Source organism: Pseudonocardia benzenivorans CB1190 (genome assembly GCF_000196675.2).
Taxonomy (GTDB): Bacteria; Actinomycetota; Actinomycetes; order Mycobacteriales; family Pseudonocardiaceae; genus Pseudonocardia; species Pseudonocardia benzenivorans.
Map to the genome: position 1 here is coordinate 3,465,008 of NC_015312.1, position 17,319 is coordinate 3,482,326.

A 17,319-nucleotide genomic window follows, 5' to 3' on the forward strand; every position below is an offset into this window, starting at 1 on the left:
CCGCCGGAGGTGGGGGAGGACCAGCAGGGCCGGGCCTTTCGGCCGTCCGGGCCTGATCGGGATCGGTTCGTCGCGCTCGGAGCGCTGCCTGGCTAGCGCGCCTCCGGGCCGGTTCCGTCCGCGGCGACCCGGTCCGGAGGCTGCCGACGAGACGGTCGGCGGCCTCCGGACGGACCGTCACGCGGTCCGCAGCGCGGCCGTTGCGGCGGTGTCCGCCGCGCCCTTCCGGATCGTCCTCCGGGTGGCCGAGGACGACGACGCCGTTGTCGCGAGGCACCCCCTCGACGCTGGCGTAGCCGCCACGAAAGGTCACGCAGGGTGCGCTCCGGTTCACGTTCGGACGCCGTGCCCCAGCCGCGGCCGTTCGTCAGGGAGCAAACACCGACGCCGCGCTTGATCATCTACATGATTGTGCTGCCTATCACGCGCTACGGCGGCCCGTTCCGGAGCGCAGTACTGAAACACGTGGCGTCTGCAGGCATGGACGTTGCCGCCACTAGCCGTGGACGCTCAGGCCTGTTACGTGTCCAGCAGATGACCTGACCGTTCAGTGCACGGAACCTCTTGCCGGAGGCCCACTGGAACTACCTCAAGGTTTCGACTCGGGTGAGGAGACCGGTCGGGCAGGGGTGCGGCGAGGTCAGTCGGCGACCCCGGAAGTACTGCCTGTCCACCGGCGCGGGGTGTCGGGCGCATAGCTGCAGGTGGTGCCGGTGTGCACGCCCTCGCGCAGGTGGGAGGCGAGCTCGGGGTGGACGCGCTCGATCCGGCGCAACGCATCCCTGATGCGGGCGGTCACGGTCTTGCGTGCGCGTTCGGTCTCGTCGCCGAGCCGGCGCGCTCGCCCGCCGAGCCCGGTCGCGGCGCGCAGCTCGGCGATCAACGCTTCGCGTTCCGCGGAGGCCCGTTCGGCATTGTCGCCGTCCGACTCCGCGATCTCGGCGTCGAGCTCGGCCAGCCGGCGCCGGTAGTCGGCGACTGCTCGGCGGTCGAGCACGGGGTCGGCGCCCGTCGCGGGGGCTTCCCGGCCGAGCAGGGTGAACACGTGGACCGGGCGGCCAGGGACGGCGAGCAAGGTCGCGATGTCGCCGAGCCCCTTCGAGTCGGGCAGGTGCGCCTCACGGCCGTCGAACGCGAGCCGCCACACGCTGTCCACCAGCCGGAACGCGTCGCGCGGTGGCTCGGCGGGGCGCAGCTGCTCTAGCGCCGTCGCGCTTAGTTCCGCCCATGCCGCGGTGCCGAGCCGGTCGTGCTGGGCGATCGCGTTGGTGAAGTGCTCGGTCGCCGCCGCGGTCCGGCGGAGCGCAACCTCGAGCGTGCCCAGGTGGTGGTCGACGGCGCCGTGGTAGGCCGCGCAGCCCCCGACGACGACGTGCAGGCCGGAGTGCGGAGCGAGCATGCGATGGACCGATTCGCGCTGCTCTGTGCTTCCGACGGCGGAGAACACGACGGCAGCGGCCGCTGCGATCTCCAGGTCGTACGCATCGGGGAGCACCCGCATGGAGAACCCGCGGATGGCAGCAGCCGCCGCGGCGCGGTCGCCCGAGGAGACGTGGTGCCACGCCTCCATTAGGGGGTACATCGGCCACAGCGGGTCGGCAGCCGGCAGGAAGTCCGCGATCGGGGAGAGGGGGCCGCCGAGAGCCCAGAGCGACCCGCGCAGTGTGCTGAACACGCCGTCGGCGTCAGGCAGCCCGATCGCCCTGCCCAGCTCCAGCGCCTCCGCCGAGGCCGCGGTCGCCTCCTCCACCCGTCCTGAGAGCTCGGCGAGCGTCGCTCGCCTGCTCAGCGCCCCCCACCGACCCCTGGCGTGGCCGAGCCGCGCCGCGAGCCGCACATAGCGACCGAGCTCAGCAACCCCGTCGGGGTTGCCCTGCTCGATCAGCGCGCCGGCTCGTAGCAGCACCGCCTCCGCGGCGAGATCCTGGTCGGCCGCCCTCTCGGCCGCCGCGAGTAGCTCATCGAGGATCGGCAGCCGCATCGAGCCGGTGCCGGCAGCCCACATGACGTCGTGCCTGGCGAGCAGCGCGTGGGCCAGCGCGGCCGGGTCGCCGCCGGCGACGTCGACCGCCTCGGCAGCGGCGGCGGCGGCGCGCGCGAGGGCCTGCTCCGGCGCGCTGTGGAACACCGCGCGCGCGAGCGCGGAGAGCACCCTGGAGCGCAAGGCGGCGTCGTCGCGGTGCGCAAGCAGTCCGGCGGTCTCCTCCAACAACGCGACCCCGACCGGATCGTCGGTGCCGGAGCGCGCGCCGAGCGCGGCGATGCCCAATGCCGCCGCGGCGAGGGCGGCGGGATCGGCGCAGCGCCGGGCCAGGGCGGCGGCCCGTAGGTAGGCCTCGCGGGTGGCGTCGGGCTCGCCGGCGCGGGCCCGGGCGTCGGCGAGCCCGAGCAGCAGCTCCACGCGCCGGGCCGGGTCGGCCTCGACGTCGCGCAGCAGGCCGAGCGCCGTGGTGTAGTGACGGGCGGCGTCCGAGTGCCCCAGTCGCGCCGTCGCCTCCTGCGCCGCCAGTACCGACCAGTGCAGGGCCTGTTGCGCGGCGGCGGGCCCGGCGGCGACGAAGTGTGCGGCCAACCGCGCAGCTCCGCCGACGGCGGCCGGGTCGGCCCCGCCTGCCGAGAGGGCGAGCAGGGCGCCTCCGAGGACGCCGTGCAGTTCGGCGCGCCGGGCCGGCGCGACGTCGGCCAGCACCGTCTCACGGTAGAGGTCGTGCGCGAACCGCCACCGCCGGTCGGTCGCGACGAGCACCCTCGCGTGCTCGGCCTCCTCCAGCAGGACGGAGACGGCCATCAGGTCGTCGGGACCCACCTCCGCCAGGAGCGCCGCGTCGATGTCGAGACCGGCGACGGCGGCCAGCTCCAGGAGGCCGACGCATTCCGGGGAGAGCAGCGCCAGGCGCATCCGCAACGCGTCGCGGACCGCGGCCGGAACGGCGTGCCCCTCGGCGACGGCCACCGCCGACCAGCTCCCGCTCGCGACCAGCAGCCGAGTCACCTCGCGGACGAAGAACGGGTTGCCGCCGCACAGCGCGTGCACCGCCGAGGCCAACTCGGCGTCCGGGACGGGCCCGGCGACCACCGCCATCACTGCCTCGACGCCGTCCGCGTCGAGGCCGGTGAGCGGCAACGCAGGCGCGGACGCGGCGAGCGCCCGTAGCGACGGACCGGCCTCGCGATCGCGGTAGGCGCCGAGCTGCAGCACCCGGTCGGTGGACAGCCCCCTGCTCAACAGCTCCAGGAGGCGCAGCTCGTCGTCGTCGACCCACTGCAGGTCATCGAGCACCACGAGCAGCGGCGCAGCTGCCGCGAGCGCGGTGCGCACCGCCTCGAAGAGCCGGAACCGGCCCTCCGCCGCGTCGCCGCGGGCGGTGGCGTGCTCGAAGACGCTGGTCGCGGCGGGATCCAGATCGCGCAGCACCTGTGTCCACAGCCAGTACGGCGGCGCGCCGGCCCCCTCCCAGCCGACACCCCGCAGCACCCGCACCCCTGTGGTGACGGCTCGTCTCGCCTGCTCGGCGAGCAGGGCCGACTTGCCGATGCCCGGTTCGCCCGCCACCAGCAGCAGCCCGCCAGCCCCATCGAGAGCGTCCGCCAGCGCGGCACCGGTCGTGGCCAGTGCCGCGTCCCGGCCGACCAGCCGGGTGGGCCGCAGGATCCCCATGGGACGCCCATCATCGACCGGTCAGGGGCGCAGCTCCAGCACCAGGTTCAGCGGGGCCTCGACGGGAAGCCTGCGTACGCGGGTGAACCCGGCGGCCGCCGCGGTCTCGCGCAGCAGTGCCTCGCCGGCCTGCGTGCCCAGCGGCGCCGGACCGCCGGTGCCGGCGGTCTGGGAGACGGCGTTGGGTGTGCAGATCAACGTGGACACCGCGTAGAACATCCGGCCGGACGGCGTCAGGTTGTCTTCTACGCGGTCGGCGGCGAGCGGCTCGACGAGCATCACCGCGCCGTCGGGGGCCAGCGCGGCGCGGGCCTGGACTAGCGCGCCGACCGGATCGCCGAGATCGTGCAGCGAGTCGAAGAACGTGACCAGCGTGTAGTCGGCGCCGGGCAGGTCGGTGGCCGTCCCTACCTCGAACCGCACCCGGTCGGCCATGCCGGCGTCCGCTGCGGTCGCGCGTGCGTGCGCCACAGATGCCTCGTGGTAGTCGACGCCGAGCACCCGCGCAGCAGGGAAGTGCTCCGCGACGGCGAGCGTCGGCGTGCCGTACCCCGCGCCGACGTCGAGGACGGAGCCACCGGTGACCAGCGTGGCCGTCACGGACCCCAGCTGATCGAGCGCGGCACCGATCAGCTCCGGCGGCAGCGCGACCCGGGTCAGCGCGTCGCTGCCGTGCCAGAACAGCGCGTCGTGGCGGTGCCAGCCGAAGCCGCGGCCGGCCGCGAACGCGGCGGCGAACTCGTCGAAGCCTGCGCCCATCGAGCGGAACATGTCGGTGCAGGCATCCACCATCGCGAGGCCGGGTCCGCGCAGCAGCGCGCCCGCCACCCCGTCGGGCAGCATGAACGTCCCGTCCTTCGGCTGGTAGGTCAAGTAGCCCCCGGCGGCCTGCGCCCGGCACCATTCACGCACCAGCGGCTCTGCGACTCCGGTGCGGCCGGCCAGCTCGGCCGCGGTCATGGGCCCGGCGCCGGCCAGCTCCTTCCACAGCCCCGCGCGCGTGCCGAGCGCGACGAGCAGCACGCCCAGCGAGCCCGCCAGCTCGTCCACGAGCTGGCCGACCACGGTGTCGGGTGTCCGTTCCTCGGTTGCGGTGTTCATCGTGCACCTCCGGTTCGCTGTTCCGTCCTCTCTGCGGCGCGAGATCGGACCTCGCGGGCCGCTAGGCCGGAACTCGCGCCCGTCAGGTGGACCCACCGAAGGAGGAGAAAAGACCATGTTCCTCAGCGCCTACCACTTCGACGGCGACCCGACGACGCTCGTGCCGGCCTACGACCGGATGCAGGAGGGCTTCCCTCCCGACATGTTCGACCTGCACGCCTGCGTCGTCACGGGGTCCGGCATCACCGTCTATGACGGCTGCCCGAGCAGGGCGGACTTCGAACGATTCGCCGTCAGCCCCGAGTTCCGCTCGGGCGTCGCGGCAGCGGGACTTCCGCAGCCGCGGATCCAGCCGCTGGGCGAGGTCCACTACGCCGTCGCCGGGAAGACGGTGTTGCGATGACTCTCGCCACCGACCTGGCCGGCCTCGACGCCACCGCACAAGCCGAGCTCGTGCACAGCGGCGAGGTGTCGGCGGCGGAGCTCGTCGACGCGGCGATCGAGCGCATCGAGCGGCTGAACCCGCAGCTCAACGCCGTGGCCCTCCCTATGTTCGAGCACGCGCGGGACGCCGTGCGGACCGGTGTCCCCAGCGGGCCGTTCGCGGGGGTGCCGTACCTGCTCAAGGACCTGGTCGTGGAGATCGAGGGCACGCCGTTCCACGAGGGCTCGCTGTTCCTGCGCGACCACGTTTCCAGCTACACCTCCGAGCTGGTCACGCGGCTGCAGCGGGCCGGGCTCGTGGTGCTCGGCAGGACCAGCACGCCCGAGTTCGGGATGGCCCCGACGTGCGAATCGGCCCTGTACGGCCCCACCCGCAACCCGTGGGACCCCGCATACTCGACGAGCGGGTCGAGCGGCGGTTCGGCCGCCGCCGTCGCGTCGGGGATGGTACCGATGGCGCACGGCAACGACCTGGGCGGCTCGCTGCGATTCCCGGCTGCGGCATGTGGGCTGTTCGGGCTCAAACCGACCAGGGCCCGCGTCCCTCTCGGCCCTGAGTACGGCGACGCGGTGTGCGGATGGGCCGTCGAGCACGCGCTCACGGTCTCGGTGCGCGACAGCGCGACGCTGCTCGACGCCACAGCGGGCCCCATGCTCGGCGATCCATACCCGGCCCCGCCGTTGGCCAGGCCGTTGCTCGCGGAGGTCGGCGCCGATCCCGGCAGGCTCCGCATCGCGTACAGCCCACGGACGCCGGGCGGAGCGCTTGGCCATCGCGACTGCGTCGCGGCGCTCGATGATGCGGTCGCGCTGTGCGCCTCGCTGGGTCACGAGGTGGTCGAGGCCGACCTACCCGGGCTCGACGAGACCGTGGGGGCCGCGATCGGGACCGTCTTCGACAGCGCGACGGCATGGATCATCGGTTACTGGGCCCGCCGCCTCGGCCGCCGACCCGGCCCCGACGAGCTGGACCCGCTGACCCGCGCCTACTGGGGGAGAGGCCGGCAGGTCAGCGCGGCCGACCACCTCCTCGCGGTGACGGATCTCCAGGCCTTCGCCCGCGCCGTCGCGCGGTTCCTCACCGGCTTCGACGCCTGGCTCACCCCCACGATGTCCGAGCCGCCCGCGCTGCTCGGCGAGATCACCTCGACGCGCGAGGAACCGTTGCGTGCAGCCGAGCGCGGCGCCAGCACGGTGGCGTACCCGCTGGTCGTCGCGAACATCACCGGGAACCCGGCGATGTCGGTGCCGCTCAGCTGGAACGCTGCAGGCCTACCGATCGGAGTTCACTTCCTGGGCCGGTTCGGGGACGAGGCGACGCTCCTGCGCCTGGCCGCCCAGCTGGAGGAGGCCCGGCCGTGGGCGAACCGCCGCGCCCCGCTCCACGCAACGCTCGTCAAGTGTGGTGACCCGCAAGGTTGTTGATCGAGTGCGGCTGGCGAGTCGGGGATCGGTGGGAGGCCGCCGATGGCGGACTGGGCTCGCCGACTGTGGTAGTCCTGAGCCCAGCTGTCGAGTGCGGCAAGCCGGCTGTGGACGATCAGGCAATTCCGTAGGGCGGTGATCAAGTTATTCCCTAGGCGGTCTGGTCCGTGGTTGTGTTCTACCCGGCTTCTTGCTCTGCGGCCAGCGGGACACGGCCGGGACGCTTGCGTGGTCGGTAGCTGGCGCCGTTCATGTGGATGTGGTGACTGGTGTTGATCAACCTGTCGAGCAAGGACTCGGCGACGACCGGGTTCGGGAACAGCGGATACCAGTCGACCGGGGAGCGGTTGGACGTCAGCACCAGCGACCGTCCGGCGCGTTCGTTGATCAGCTCGTAGAGGTCGTCGGCCTGGGCGGCGGTGAGTTCGCGCATGCCGAAGTCGTCGAGGATCAGCACGGCGGGGCGGGCGAGCTCGCGCAGCCGGCGGGCCCAGCTGTGATCGGCGTGGCCGCCGGCGAGCTCGGCCAGGACTCGGCTGGTCTTAGCGAACCGGACGTCGGCGCCGTGGCGAATGGCCTGGTGACCGAGGGCCTGTGCGACGAAGGTCTTGCCGACTCCGACCGGCCCGGTGAGGATCACCGACTCGCCGGCGTCGAGCCAGCGCAGCGCGGCCAGGTCTCGGATCTGCGCGGCGGGCAGCTTCGGGTTGGCGTGGAAGTCGAAGCCTTCCAGGGTGACCTGTTCTTCGAAGTGGGCCCGGCGCAGCCGGCGCGCGAACGCGGCCTGGTCGCGGCGGGCGACCTCGTCCTGGCAGAGGACTTGGAGGAAGTCCAGGTGGCCGAGCTCGCCGGCGCGGGCCTGAGCCAACCTGGCGTCAAGGGTGTCGAGCATCCCGGACAACTTCAGCGCCCGCAGCGCCCCGCGCAGTCCGTCGTCGGCGCTCACCGCTGCCGCGCCTTCGGGTGTGAGCTCTTGGTGCCAGGGACGGACGCGATGGACAGGGGGACGACGTTCGCGGACGTGGCGGTCGAGGGGACGACGTCCGCCGGGGACGCGACGACGTCCGGCGGGTCGGCGAACAGGCGCTCGGGTCCATGCAGGTGCGCGGCGGCGCCGCCGTCCCCGGAGGCGCGGACCACGGCCCGTGCCTCGGTGCCCGCGGCCAGGATGCCCTTGACGGTGCGGTAGGTCGGGTCACCGACCTCGACCGCGCGGGCGCAGGCCGCTTCCAGACGGGCCGGCCCGTAGCGGTCGGCCAGCCCGAGCACCCCCTGCGCGGCGCGCAGCCGGAACAGCGCGTTGACCTCCAGCAACTCGTCGACCACCCGGGTGCAAGCGTCGCCGACCTCGGCGGCGCGGTCTCGACACCAGGTTGGAGTGCGCATGTGGAACGCGATCTTCTCCGGCGGGTAGTCGGCCGTGTCGGTCTGTCGTCCCCACGGCTTGGTGACATGGGTCTTGACCAGCACGCCGTCGTGGAAGATCTGCACCGTGGTCGGGGTCTCGCGGACGTCGACGTGCTCGCCGATCAGCCGCCAGGGCACCGAGTAGAGCGTCTTCTTCCCGACCTTGACGTGGATGTCCGGGCCGACCTTCGGCCGCGACCACGATGCGAGTTCGAACTCGCTACGCGGCAACGGCAGCAGCGCCGGCTGCTCGACCGCCGCGAACACCGCCCCGGGCGCGGCTCCGTCCAGCGGCCGGCAGGCCCGGGTGCCGGCGACCTCGACACACCAGCGCAGCGCCGCGGCCTGCATCTGGGCCAGGCTGGCGAACTCACGGCCGCGCCAGAAGCTGTCCCGGACATAGGGCATCGGGCGCTCCACCCGCGCCTTGTCCCGCGGCTTGCGCGACCGGGCCGGGTCGATCAGCACCCCGTAGTGCTCGGCGAGCTCCCCGTAGGACCGGTTGAGCAGCGGGTCGTAGAGATCCGGACGATCGACCCCGGTCTTGAGGTTGTCGGGCACTAGCCGGGCCGGCGCACCGTCGAAGAATGCGAACGCGTCCACGTGGGCCCGGGTCCACTCCCGCTGGTCCATGGTCAGCACCGGGCGCACGAACATGTGTCGTGAGCAGGCCAGGACCAGCACGAACGCCCACACCGCCCGTCGACGGCCGGACTGCGGGTCGATCCACATCCCGAGCTTGCCGTAGTCGACCTGGCCCTCCGAGCCTGGCACCACGTCGTCCGGGCGCAGCACCCGTACCTGCTGCCGGCGGGACTCTTCAGGCAGGTTCGCCCGCACCCAGCGGCGCAGGCTGGCCACCGACGCCTCCAGGCCCCGCTCGTCACGCAGCCGCTGGTGAATCGTCGCCACCGTCACCGCCGCCTCGAGCTGGGTGACGATGTAGTCGCGGTGGGGCTCGATCTGTGGCCAGGACACCTGCCGCAACGTGGTGTCGACCAGCTCCGGGAACCACTCCCGCACCCGCCGAGCCCACTCGGCGGACGGCACCGGCGGCCCGCCCGGGACGAACCCGGCGGCCTCGGCCGGGGCCAGATACTTGCGCACCGTCTTTGGGTCCACCCCCAACGAGGCGGCCACCTCGGTCTTTGGCCGCCCCGCATACCAGTGGACCAAGATCTCGGTCACGTCGATCACGGTGAAACTTCTCCTCGCCATCGCGGGTCCCTCGCCGTCGACACACACGTCGACCGCGCAGGCTGGGCACTGCGAGGACCAGGCCCCCGACAACACGCCGCAGCGCGTACGTCGTCCCCACGGGAATTCCGTGATCGCGGTAGGGAATTACGTGATCGCGACACCCACTCGAGCAGGGAATTTCATGATCGCCGACAGCCGGCCGGTGTTGGACAGCGAGGGTCGGGCGTTGGCGAACTCGTCGAGCAGGGTCCGGATGAACCGCAGCTTTTCCGGTTCGTCCGCGCGCAGTGCCGGCGGGTGAACCGGCGCCTGATCCCGAGCGGGGTGCAGGTCTCGGTCCAGCGTCGTCCGACCCAATGGGCCTGGCGTTGTCGGTGAGGACTCGCTCGACGATGGCTCCGTGTGCGGCGAACCAGGCCATCCTGCTCCGACTACGCGCGGTGCGCAGGAAGGGGCGTTGACCTCGACCCGGGCCGAGGGGCGAGTTCAGTCAAATCACGCATGGACGTGCTCGAGGCCATGTCGCCATCGCCGGCGTCGACCGCGGGGTCGGAAGCCTCGACGGATAGTGCGATGCCGGCACGCTGCTGCCCGCGCGCTCGACGAGATGGTGGTCGCAATTGTGGCGCCGTCGTCGTGCTCCTCGTCGGACACCGGGCCGGGATGATCTCGGCCGGCCGGGTCATCGGCCTCCGCAACATCCTGGTGTTCGCGGCGATGCTCGGCGCCAGAGTCGTCTCCGCCGCTCGGAGTACGCATGCTGCGATCAGGCTGCGACCGCGACGGTCGAGACCGGTGTGTCCCAGTCGATTCGGTATGCGTCGCGCCACGCCGTCTTCTCCGGCGTGACGAACCGGCGCATCACCGTGGGCAACAGCGCGTCGCGCAGCACGCGGCCCACCGGTCCCGCTGCCTTCGCGCTGTTGGTCCGTGCTGCCATCGCGATGATCTTCTCCACCCGGGGCCGGCGGATCGTCTCGTAGGCGGCGAAGGCCTCGGTGTGCGGTAGGTCGCGCAGGCAACGGGCCAGCTCGACGGCACTCTCCGCGGCCAGCGACGCGCCCTGACCCGAGCTGGGCGACGTCGCGTGTGCGGCGTCGCCGACGAGCACGACCCGACCGTGGCTCCACGTCGGGACCGAGGGCAGGTCCTCGGTGGCGCCGAGCAGTAGCAGGTCGTCGTCGGCCGTGCGGTCGACCAGGTCGAGCGCCGGACCGCGGTCGTCGGCGAATGCCGTGTGCAACACGTTCCGCCAGTGCGGGACACCCAGCTCGCGGGCCTGCGCGGCGGTCATTCGGCGCTGGTCGGGGAGGTTGGCGAACCAGCCGCCGCTGCCGTCGTCGAAGACCTGGTAGCCGAAGAACGCCCGCCTCCCGAAGATCATGTGCATCGCGCCGGCCGTTGGGGCGAGCCCGGTGTCGGGCACCGCGGCACCGACGTTGAGCAGCCCGCAGTTGCGGGGGCCCGGAGCGGCGGGGTCGATCAGGGGGCGCACCGCCGAGCGGAGGCCGTCGGCGCCGACCAGTACGTCGGCGGTGGCGGTCGTGCCGTCGGCGAACCGCGCGGTGACGGCGGCGCCGTCGTCGTGCAGGCCGGTGAGCCGCTTGCCGAAGCTCACCCGGACGCCTCGGCGTTCGGCCTCGTCGTGCAGGGCGCGGTAGAGATCGTGGCGGTTGACGAACTGCGGCGTCGGCAGGTCGGGCGCGGTGCGCAGCTCGGCGAGCCGCTTGCCGGTGCCGCTCTGCAGGACCATGGCGACCATCGGCTGCCCGGCCGCCCGGACCGCCTCGTCGACGCCGACGACCGCCAGCGCGTTGATCCCGTTGGGCGCCAGGCCCAGGGCCCCGCCGACGCCGTCGGCGCCACCGGGGTAGGCCTCGACGATCGTGGCCTCGATGCCGGCCTTGGCCAGCGCCATCGCCGCTACCGGGCCGGCGATGCCGCCGCCCACGACGAGAGCCGTGCGGGTGTCGTTCATGAGGGATCCCCCTGTCCGAAGGTGGTGCGGTGGAACCGGGCCCACTCCGGCCCCCAGCCGGAGTCGGGATCGGTGGTGCGCGCGACGAACCCGTCGACGAAGGCCGCCTCGGCGTCCAGCAAGGCCAGCCGGTACTGCTCCTCGACCAGGAAGAGCTCCGGGACGCCGCGAGCCGATGCCTCGTCGACCGTCGCGACGATCTCGGCGCGGAGGGCGGCGAGCCGCGCGCGACGCCGCCCCAGCAGTGCGACGACCTCGCCCGGTGGCAGCGCCGCGACCAGCGAGAGCGCCGCGACGAACTGCGGGTACTCGTGCCCTGGCTCCGCGACGAGATCGGCCAGCCAGTCGTGCAGCTCGGCGCGGCCGGAGTCGGTGAGCGCGTAGACGGTGCGCTCGGGCAGCTGCCCCTCGCGACTGGTCTCCCGCGGCTCGACGAAGCCCGCCTTCGCCAGCTGCCCGACGACCATGTAGAGCGAGCCGTGGTTGAACTTGATGCTGCGGTCATCGCCGTTGTCGCGCAGCGTGCGACTGATCTCGTAGGGGTGCATCGGCCGTTGCAGCAGGTACGCCAGCACGGCGAGCCCCAGTAAGTTCCGGACCTTCCGCTTCCGCGCCACAACCCCTCCTCGACTAGCCGAAATCAACTATCCAGGCATGACTAGTCAATGTCAACTATGCTGTACAGGTTGAGATCTCGACTCGGGGCCCGGAGCCGGCGCGGATCGAGCTGACCGACGATGAGCGAGCCCAGCTGGAATCCTGGGCGCGGCGGCGGACTTCCGCGGCCGGGCTGGCAGCGCGGAGCAGGATCGCGTTGGCCGCGGCTGCGGGCCTGGGGCGGCTGCGAAGGAGCCCCGCATCGTGCATCCGATGCAATGATGCTCCCTCTATCTGTCATAACGTCGATTATCGGCTGATAACGCACGGGAGTCTGCATCTGATGCAAGAACTCCCGGCCGATGGCGATGGCCGCAGGTCGGCGCGCCCTTGGGCGTGACGCCCCATGCACTGACAGCCGGCTCGAGGGTGTCGCCCTCGCGGTGGCCGCTGAGGCGTCCTGCGTTGACGCAGCACTCCACGGTCGATGTGTGCGGCGAGGGCGGCGCGCGGGCTGGTTACGGCGACCGTCGAGACCCGGGCTCGTCTTGTCATAAGTTGCGGGAGTTCATGGGCGATATCCCGTGGGGTCCTCAGTCGACGCGGAACTGCTCGAGCGTTCGTTGGGCGGCGTCGAGCTCCGCGCGCAGGTGCGCGACCCGCTCCTCCTGTTGCCGACGAGCCTCCGCCAACGCCGACATCATCGCCTCGGCCACCGCGGGCGGGAGGGAGCGAGAGACGGCGGCAACGTCGGTGGCCGGGACCGGCGTCGGCGTCACGATCTTCCTCGTGCCTGCCAGCACCTCGACCGTCCATTCACCCTCGACGGTCGAGGTCAGGTTGACGGTCAAGGGTCCTGGGTGCTCGGCGCGCCGACGAGCGCGGGGCTTCCTCGCGGCTCTCTCCACCGTGCCGTCCGGCGTCCCGGGAACGTCGGGCGCCGGCACCGACGGCGCCCTCGACGTCGATGTCGAGGGCCTGTCGGCCCGCCGTGCGCTGCTGGGAAGCATCGGTGGTTCCTGGGGTGTCGTCGCCTCGTCCGGTGCCTTCTCCCGGCGCTGCCGCGACGATGCCGGCCTGCGGGCGGGTCGACTGCGTGTGAGCTCGCCCGGCGAGCAGAACAGCGCGTCACGCGAGCCCGCGGGGCGGACCTGAATGAAGTCGCCCTCAGCGATGTCACCGACGGCCACGACCTTGGCGGATCCGCCCGCCGGCACCCCGACAGCGGCAGCGGTGAACCAGACCGTCACCGTCTTCCCGGCTGACACGTCGTCGCGTACCGCCGCCACGTCCTCGTCGGTCAACGCGCCCGGTGCGGCCGAACCCTGTGCTGCCACTCCTCAGCTCCCTACTGCTCAACGGTGAGACTCTCACCCGGGGTCATGCGCATGCGATCACGCCGCCCGGCGAGTCGCCCTGTCCGGACCCTCGACGTCGTCGGCCTCACGATCGCGTATCGCGTCGCGGCCGCTGCGCCGGACCCGGACGTCCGGCGTTCGCCGCCGCGATGAAGGAGCAATCCGTCGAACACCGAGCCCAGCTGGGAAGGTCCGCCGAGGTGCGCTCGGATTCAGTCGCCGACGACTGCCGAAAGACGGCTCCCCCGCTGACGAACTGGCTCGTCAGCTGGACCGGCCGCGACCGTTCCTACGACATCACCGCCGCGAGGACCGAACTGGGTTACACGCCTGACGTGACCCTGCAGAAGGGCCTGGCAGAGATGACGTCTCAGCTCGCCGTCTGATTTCGGGCGGCGGCCGCCCGGGTCTGGCCGGTGGCGCCGCACATACGGGTACGCGCCCGGGGCGAGGCCCATCGCCCGGGCGCGTAACCGCTTCCTGATCGATCCTCCCCCCACGAGAGGACCGGTCAGCTGTTGCGGTGGGAGTACTTGTCGTCGTGGCAGCCCCACTTGTCGTCGTCCCACTTGTCGTTGCGGTCGTACTTCGAGTCGCAGTCCCACTTGTCGTTCTCGTAGTGGTCGGACCTGCTGTCGTGGCAGCCCCACTTGTCCTCGTACTTGTCGTGGTGCTTGCCGCCGCCGTAGCCGCCCCACTTGTCGTCGTACTTGTCGTGGTTCTTGCCGCCGTAGCCGCCGCCGTCGTTCCACTTGTCGTGGCCGGACTTGGAGGGGCAGGTGCTCTTGAACATTTGGGGGCTCCGTCGCTTCTCGTATGGGGAGAGACTTTCGTGTCGCTCCGTCCGATGAGAAGAACTTTGCCCGTTTCGCGAACCGCGGGACAGCGAGCGGGCCCCCGTTCCCGCGGGGGCAATCCCTACTCCCCCTTGGCCCTCGGGACGAGGACACGCATTGTCATAACGTTCCCCCCGCGACTCCCGGGCCGACAGAAAACCTGCACATGTCACTGGCCTGGTGTTCGTCAGCGTCTGCTTGACAGGCCTCGACATCGCACTACCGACACCGCTCGACCAGCAACCCGGTGTTCCGCGGCTCCTCCCCCGCCGAGCGCATCCGTGGCGCCCCTGCGGGCCGCCATCGATCTCGGCGTCCGTCCGGCGCCGGCTGCGCAGGGCTGCCCATACCGGCTGGCCCGCGCGGTCGCTGTGCTCGGCACGGCGACATCGCTGCGCGACGCCGCCGCGCTCGCCGAGCTCGACCTGGGCGTGCGGCGGCGGGGGCTGCATGAACGCGTTGGTCCATTCCACGACCGGACGGGCGGCCTTGCTCGCGGACGCCGGGCGCGTACCGGGCGAGCAGATCGAGCACCCGCGGTCGAGGCTGCGCGCCGCGGCCCGACGCAGCAGGTCGACGACCGCGCCGTCCTCCCGGGGCTCCCCGGCCAGGGCGTGCGGCGCGACGCTCTCCGCACCCCGGCCTCGGCGAGCTGCCGGGCGGCGGTGGAGTGCAAGAGGCTGCGCTCCGCGGCCGGGATCGCGTCGTAGAGCGCAGGACCTGCTCGGCGCCGCGGCCCGCCACCAGCAGGTGGCCGACGCCTTCATCGACAACTTCGACGACCCGGCCGCGATGTGGCACGTGCTCTCGGATCCGGCGCACACCGCAGAGTGGCTCGACCGGCTCGGCGCCCGGACGCCGGTCGGCTGACCCGAGCCGCCCGTTCGGCCACCGCCGGCACGACGTGCTCGCCGCCGGCCCGGAGGCGTGGCGGCCAGGTCGCCGACGATCCGGCCGTCGTGCGCGCGCTGCACACGACAAGGGGTCGTGCGTGGCGATGGTCGCCACGCAGGAGTACTCGACGTGCCGCGGGTGTGGCGGTTGCTCATGGGCCCGTCGGCTCGGCGGGTTCCGGCGCCTCCCAGCTGGGCAGGGCGAGAACGGTGCCCATGCGCTCCAGCTCGCTGCGGTGCAGGGCGCTCAGTTCGGCGAGGGCTCGCTCCCCCTGCGACGTCAGGCCCACCCGCACCATGCGGGCGTCGTCCGGGTCCGGGGCCCGCCGCACAAGCTTCTGTCCCTGGGCCCGGTTCACCAGCTCGACGGTGCTGTGGTGGCGCAGCTGCAGGCGTTCGGCGAGCTCCCCGACCGTGGCCCAGTCACGCCCCGGAAACCCCTTGAGCGCGAGGAGTAGCTGGTACTGCTGCGGGCTGATGCCGTGCCGGCGCACGATCTCCTCGCTGAACCGCAGGTAGCGCCGGATACCGAAGCGGAACCGAGCCAGGGCTTCGAAGTCCTGCTTGGTCAAGGGCGGTGGCGGCAAAGGTCCTCCTGATCAGGCCGCGTTCCGGGCCGCGAGAGACCGTTCTTGCGATTTCTATCGTACTACGATATAACGTGCTGGACGTGCCTGTGAAGTAGGAGGTGCGTGGTGTTCGACGAACATGACCACCGCACGCTGGACGAGCTCGAACGGAACCTCTCGATGGAGGACCCGGAGTTCGTCATGAGGTTCGATCGCGGGCAGCAGCGGATGTCGTCGACTTTCCGGCGACGACGCGGGAACCGGATCGCACTCACCGTGGCCGTGACGCTGGGGGTGCTGCTGCTGGTGCTCGGCAGTCCCGTCGGCGCCGTGGCGGCGGTGCTGAGCACCGGGCTGGTGTGGCTGGCCTGGCGCTATCCGGACGCCTTCATCGGGTCCTACCCCATGTGACGTCCTCCCCACCCGGCTGTGCCGGCGCCCGGCCGCGCCCGGGGCGGCATCGAATCTCCTGATCGGAGGCATCTGATGGTCGTTCTCTGGATCGTGCTCGCGGTGGGAGCACTGTGTCTGCTGGGCGTCTCGACGAGCGTGCGGGTGGTGCAGGAGTTCGAGCGGGGGGTGGTCTTCCGGTTCGGCCGGGTGCGTCCGCAACCGCTGGGCCCGGGGATCGCGCTCCTCGTCCCGGTCGCCGATCGCCTGCAGAAGGTCAACCTGCAGGTGGTCACGCTGCCCATCCCCGCGCAGGACGGCATCACCTCCGACAACGTCACCGTCCGGGTCGACGCCGTCGTCTACTACCGGGTGGTCGACCCGATGCGGGTGGCTGTCGACGTGCAGGACTACAGCTCGGCGATCTTGCAGGTGGCGCAGGCGTCGCTGCGATCGATCATCGGCAAGAGCGAGCTGGACGACCTGCTGTCGAACAGGGAGCGGCTCAACCAGGGCCTCGAACTGATGATCGACAATCCGGCGGTCGGGTGGGGTGTGCACATCGACCGCGTGGAGATCAAGGACGTGGTCCTGCCGGAGTCGATGAAGCGGTCGATGTCCCGGCAGGCCGAGGCCGAACGCGAGCGGCGCTCCCGGGTGATCACGGCCGAGGGCGAGCTGCAGGCCTCGCGCCAGCTCGCCGAGGCCGCCGAGGTGATGACCACGCACCCGGCCGCGCTGCAGCTGCGGCTGCTGCAGACCGTCGTCGAGGTGGCGGCGGAGAAGAACTCCACGCTGGTCCTCCCGTTCCCGGTGGAGCTGTTGCGGTTTCTCGAACGGTCGACCCCGGCCGACGCCGCCACCGCCGGTCCTGCCGACGGTCGGGGCGCAGACCCGGCGACGGGTCTCGAGGCGACGTTGAAGGCCGTCTCGTCGCGCCAGCCCCAGTCGGCGTTCCCGGCCGAGTCCGGGAACGCCGAGGACCGGGCCGTGCCGTGACGCCGGCTGAACTGGCCTGGGAGAACGAAGGCGGGCGGCTGCGCAGGCCGGCGCAGGTCCGGACGCGCCGCGTCTACGATCCGCCGACCGAGCACGACGGCGCACGCGTGCTGGTCGACCGGCTCTGGCCCCGGGGCCTGGGCAGGGCCGACGCCCGGCTCGACGAATGGTGCCGCGACGTCGCCCCGTCGACCGGCCTGCGCCGTTGGTACGGCCACGACCCGGCGAAGTTCGCCGAGTTCCGGCGCCGCTACCGCGCCGAGCTCACCACCGGGGACCAGCGCCGCGCGCTGCGACACCTGGCCGAGGTCGCCGCGCGCGGTCCGGTGACACTGCTGACCGCGAGCAAGGACCTCCCGACGAGCCAGGCGACGGTCCTGGCCGAGGTCCTCGCCGACTGCGGCGGGGCACCGGGCTGACCGGCCGGCACCCGTTCCCGGGGCCGGCGGGACGGTCCGGGGTCG

General features: G+C 72.2%; 17 protein-coding genes and 1 pseudogene. 9 read left to right on the forward strand and 9 right to left on the reverse strand.

Annotated features, from left to right (window positions below; translation table 11 throughout):
• Window positions 1-640 precede the first annotated feature (640 nt).
• Window positions 641-3,658 (reverse strand): AAA family ATPase, encoded by a 3,018-nt coding sequence (locus PSED_RS16330; protein ID WP_013675358.1) that lies wholly within the window; start codon window positions 3,656-3,658, stop codon window positions 641-643.
• 21 nt (window positions 3,659-3,679) lie between these two features.
• On the reverse strand, window positions 3,680-4,759 hold the full coding sequence (locus PSED_RS16335; RefSeq protein WP_013675359.1) for a class I SAM-dependent methyltransferase: 1,080 nt from the start codon (window positions 4,757-4,759) through the stop codon (window positions 3,680-3,682).
• Between the two features lie 115 nt (window positions 4,760-4,874).
• Between PSED_RS16335 and PSED_RS16340 the strand changes: the two genes are divergently transcribed.
• Together PSED_RS16340 and PSED_RS16345 are read left to right on the forward strand one after the other, a co-directional pair.
• Window positions 4,875-5,162 (forward strand): hypothetical protein, encoded by a 288-nt coding sequence (locus PSED_RS16340; RefSeq protein WP_013675360.1) that lies wholly within the window; start codon window positions 4,875-4,877, stop codon window positions 5,160-5,162.
• Window positions 5,159-6,628 carry an amidase gene (locus tag PSED_RS16345; protein ID WP_013675361.1) on the forward strand — a complete coding sequence of 490 codons (1,470 nt, stop codon included), beginning with the start codon at window positions 5,159-5,161 and terminating at the stop codon, window positions 6,626-6,628. Before PSED_RS16340 ends, PSED_RS16345 begins: the two co-directional genes overlap by 4 nt.
• A 178-nt stretch (window positions 6,629-6,806) precedes the next feature.
• Here PSED_RS16345 and istB read toward each other — a convergent pair whose 3' ends face one another.
• The 4 genes from istB to PSED_RS16365 all read right to left on the reverse strand — a co-directional run bounded on the left by istB (window position 6,807) and on the right by PSED_RS16365 (window position 11,830).
• A complete protein-coding gene (gene istB / locus PSED_RS16350) occupies window positions 6,807-7,574 on the reverse strand; it encodes an IS21-like element helper ATPase IstB (protein WP_013675362.1) in 768 nt (255 codons plus the stop codon).
• On the reverse strand, window positions 7,571-9,232 hold the full coding sequence (istA, locus tag PSED_RS16355; RefSeq protein WP_013675363.1) for an IS21 family transposase: 1,662 nt from the start codon (window positions 9,230-9,232) through the stop codon (window positions 7,571-7,573). Before istA ends, istB begins: the two co-directional genes overlap by 4 nt.
• 769 nt (window positions 9,233-10,001) lie before the next feature.
• Window positions 10,002-11,213 (reverse strand): FAD-dependent oxidoreductase, encoded by a 1,212-nt coding sequence (locus PSED_RS16360; protein WP_013675364.1) that lies wholly within the window; start codon window positions 11,211-11,213, stop codon window positions 10,002-10,004.
• On the reverse strand, window positions 11,210-11,830 hold the full coding sequence (locus PSED_RS16365; RefSeq protein ID WP_013675365.1) for a PadR family transcriptional regulator: 621 nt from the start codon (window positions 11,828-11,830) through the stop codon (window positions 11,210-11,212). The genes PSED_RS16360 and PSED_RS16365 overlap by 4 nt, the downstream gene beginning before the upstream one ends.
• A 74-nt stretch (window positions 11,831-11,904) precedes the next feature.
• On the opposite strand from PSED_RS16365, the pseudogene PSED_RS16370 reads away from it, so the two are divergent.
• A pseudogene (locus PSED_RS16370) lies at window positions 11,905-12,045 on the forward strand (IS630 family transposase); the annotation flags it as partial.
• A 358-nt stretch (window positions 12,046-12,403) separates the two neighbouring features.
• Here PSED_RS16370 and PSED_RS35315 read toward each other — a convergent pair.
• Entirely contained in the window at window positions 12,404-12,820 is a 417-nt protein-coding gene (locus PSED_RS35315) for a DUF6319 family protein (RefSeq protein ID WP_267895049.1), read from the reverse strand.
• Here PSED_RS35315 and PSED_RS16380 point away from each other — a divergent pair.
• Window positions 12,720-12,965 (forward strand): hypothetical protein, encoded by a 246-nt coding sequence (locus tag PSED_RS16380; RefSeq protein WP_049803428.1) that lies wholly within the window; start codon window positions 12,720-12,722, stop codon window positions 12,963-12,965. The two genes, PSED_RS35315 and PSED_RS16380, sit on opposite strands and share 101 nt — an antisense overlap.
• A gap of 403 nt (window positions 12,966-13,368) precedes the next feature.
• Window positions 13,369-13,554 (forward strand): hypothetical protein, encoded by a 186-nt coding sequence (locus tag PSED_RS16385; RefSeq protein WP_202946378.1) that lies wholly within the window; start codon window positions 13,369-13,371, stop codon window positions 13,552-13,554.
• A gap of 125 nt (window positions 13,555-13,679) precedes the next feature.
• On the opposite strand, the gene PSED_RS16390 is transcribed toward PSED_RS16385, so the two are convergent.
• Complete coding sequence (locus PSED_RS16390; RefSeq protein WP_013675367.1) at window positions 13,680-13,961, reverse strand: hypothetical protein; 282 nt, start codon at window positions 13,959-13,961, stop codon at window positions 13,680-13,682.
• A gap of 324 nt (window positions 13,962-14,285) precedes the next feature.
• Between PSED_RS16390 and PSED_RS16395 the strand changes: the two genes are divergently transcribed.
• Complete coding sequence (locus PSED_RS16395; RefSeq protein ID WP_041759730.1) at window positions 14,286-14,714, forward strand: hypothetical protein; 429 nt, start codon at window positions 14,286-14,288, stop codon at window positions 14,712-14,714.
• A 335-nt stretch (window positions 14,715-15,049) separates the two neighbouring features.
• Here the strand turns inward: PSED_RS16395 and PSED_RS16400 are convergent, their stop codons facing one another.
• Complete coding sequence (locus PSED_RS16400; protein ID WP_013675369.1) at window positions 15,050-15,484, reverse strand: MarR family winged helix-turn-helix transcriptional regulator; 435 nt, start codon at window positions 15,482-15,484, stop codon at window positions 15,050-15,052.
• A gap of 108 nt (window positions 15,485-15,592) precedes the next feature.
• On the opposite strand from PSED_RS16400, the gene PSED_RS16405 reads away from it, so the two are divergent.
• The 3 genes from PSED_RS16405 to PSED_RS16415 all read left to right on the forward strand — a co-directional run bounded on the left by PSED_RS16405 (window position 15,593) and on the right by PSED_RS16415 (window position 17,274).
• On the forward strand, window positions 15,593-15,877 hold the full coding sequence (locus tag PSED_RS16405; protein WP_013675370.1) for a DUF3040 domain-containing protein: 285 nt from the start codon (window positions 15,593-15,595) through the stop codon (window positions 15,875-15,877).
• A 75-nt stretch (window positions 15,878-15,952) separates the two neighbouring features.
• Entirely contained in the window at window positions 15,953-16,855 is a 903-nt protein-coding gene (locus PSED_RS16410; RefSeq protein ID WP_013675371.1) for a slipin family protein, read from the forward strand.
• Window positions 16,852-17,274, forward strand: a complete 423-nt coding sequence (locus PSED_RS16415) for a DUF488 domain-containing protein (RefSeq protein ID WP_013675372.1) — start codon at window positions 16,852-16,854, stop codon at window positions 17,272-17,274. The genes PSED_RS16410 and PSED_RS16415 overlap by 4 nt, the downstream gene beginning before the upstream one ends.
• The last annotated feature ends 45 nt before the right edge of the window (window positions 17,275-17,319 follow it).

Bases quoted from the DNA above. Each gene is read 5' to 3' on its own strand.
- PSED_RS16330 (WP_013675358.1), bottom strand. From the start codon at position 3,658: ATGGGGATCCTGCGGCCCACCCGGCTGGTCGGCCGGGACGCGGCACTG.
- PSED_RS16335 (WP_013675359.1), bottom strand. From the start codon at position 4,759: ATGAACACCGCAACCGAGGAACGGACACCCGACACCGTGGTCGGCCAG.
- PSED_RS16340 (WP_013675360.1), top strand. From the start codon at position 4,875: ATGTTCCTCAGCGCCTACCACTTCGACGGCGACCCGACGACGCTCGTG.
- PSED_RS16345 (WP_013675361.1), top strand. From the start codon at position 5,159: ATGACTCTCGCCACCGACCTGGCCGGCCTCGACGCCACCGCACAAGCC.
- PSED_RS16360 (WP_013675364.1), bottom strand. From the start codon at position 11,213: ATGAACGACACCCGCACGGCTCTCGTCGTGGGCGGCGGCATCGCCGGC.
- PSED_RS35315 (WP_267895049.1), bottom strand. From the start codon at position 12,820: ATGCTTCCCAGCAGCGCACGGCGGGCCGACAGGCCCTCGACATCGACG.
- PSED_RS16390 (WP_013675367.1), bottom strand. From the start codon at position 13,961: ATGTTCAAGAGCACCTGCCCCTCCAAGTCCGGCCACGACAAGTGGAAC.
- PSED_RS16410 (WP_013675371.1), top strand. From the start codon at position 15,953: ATGGTCGTTCTCTGGATCGTGCTCGCGGTGGGAGCACTGTGTCTGCTG.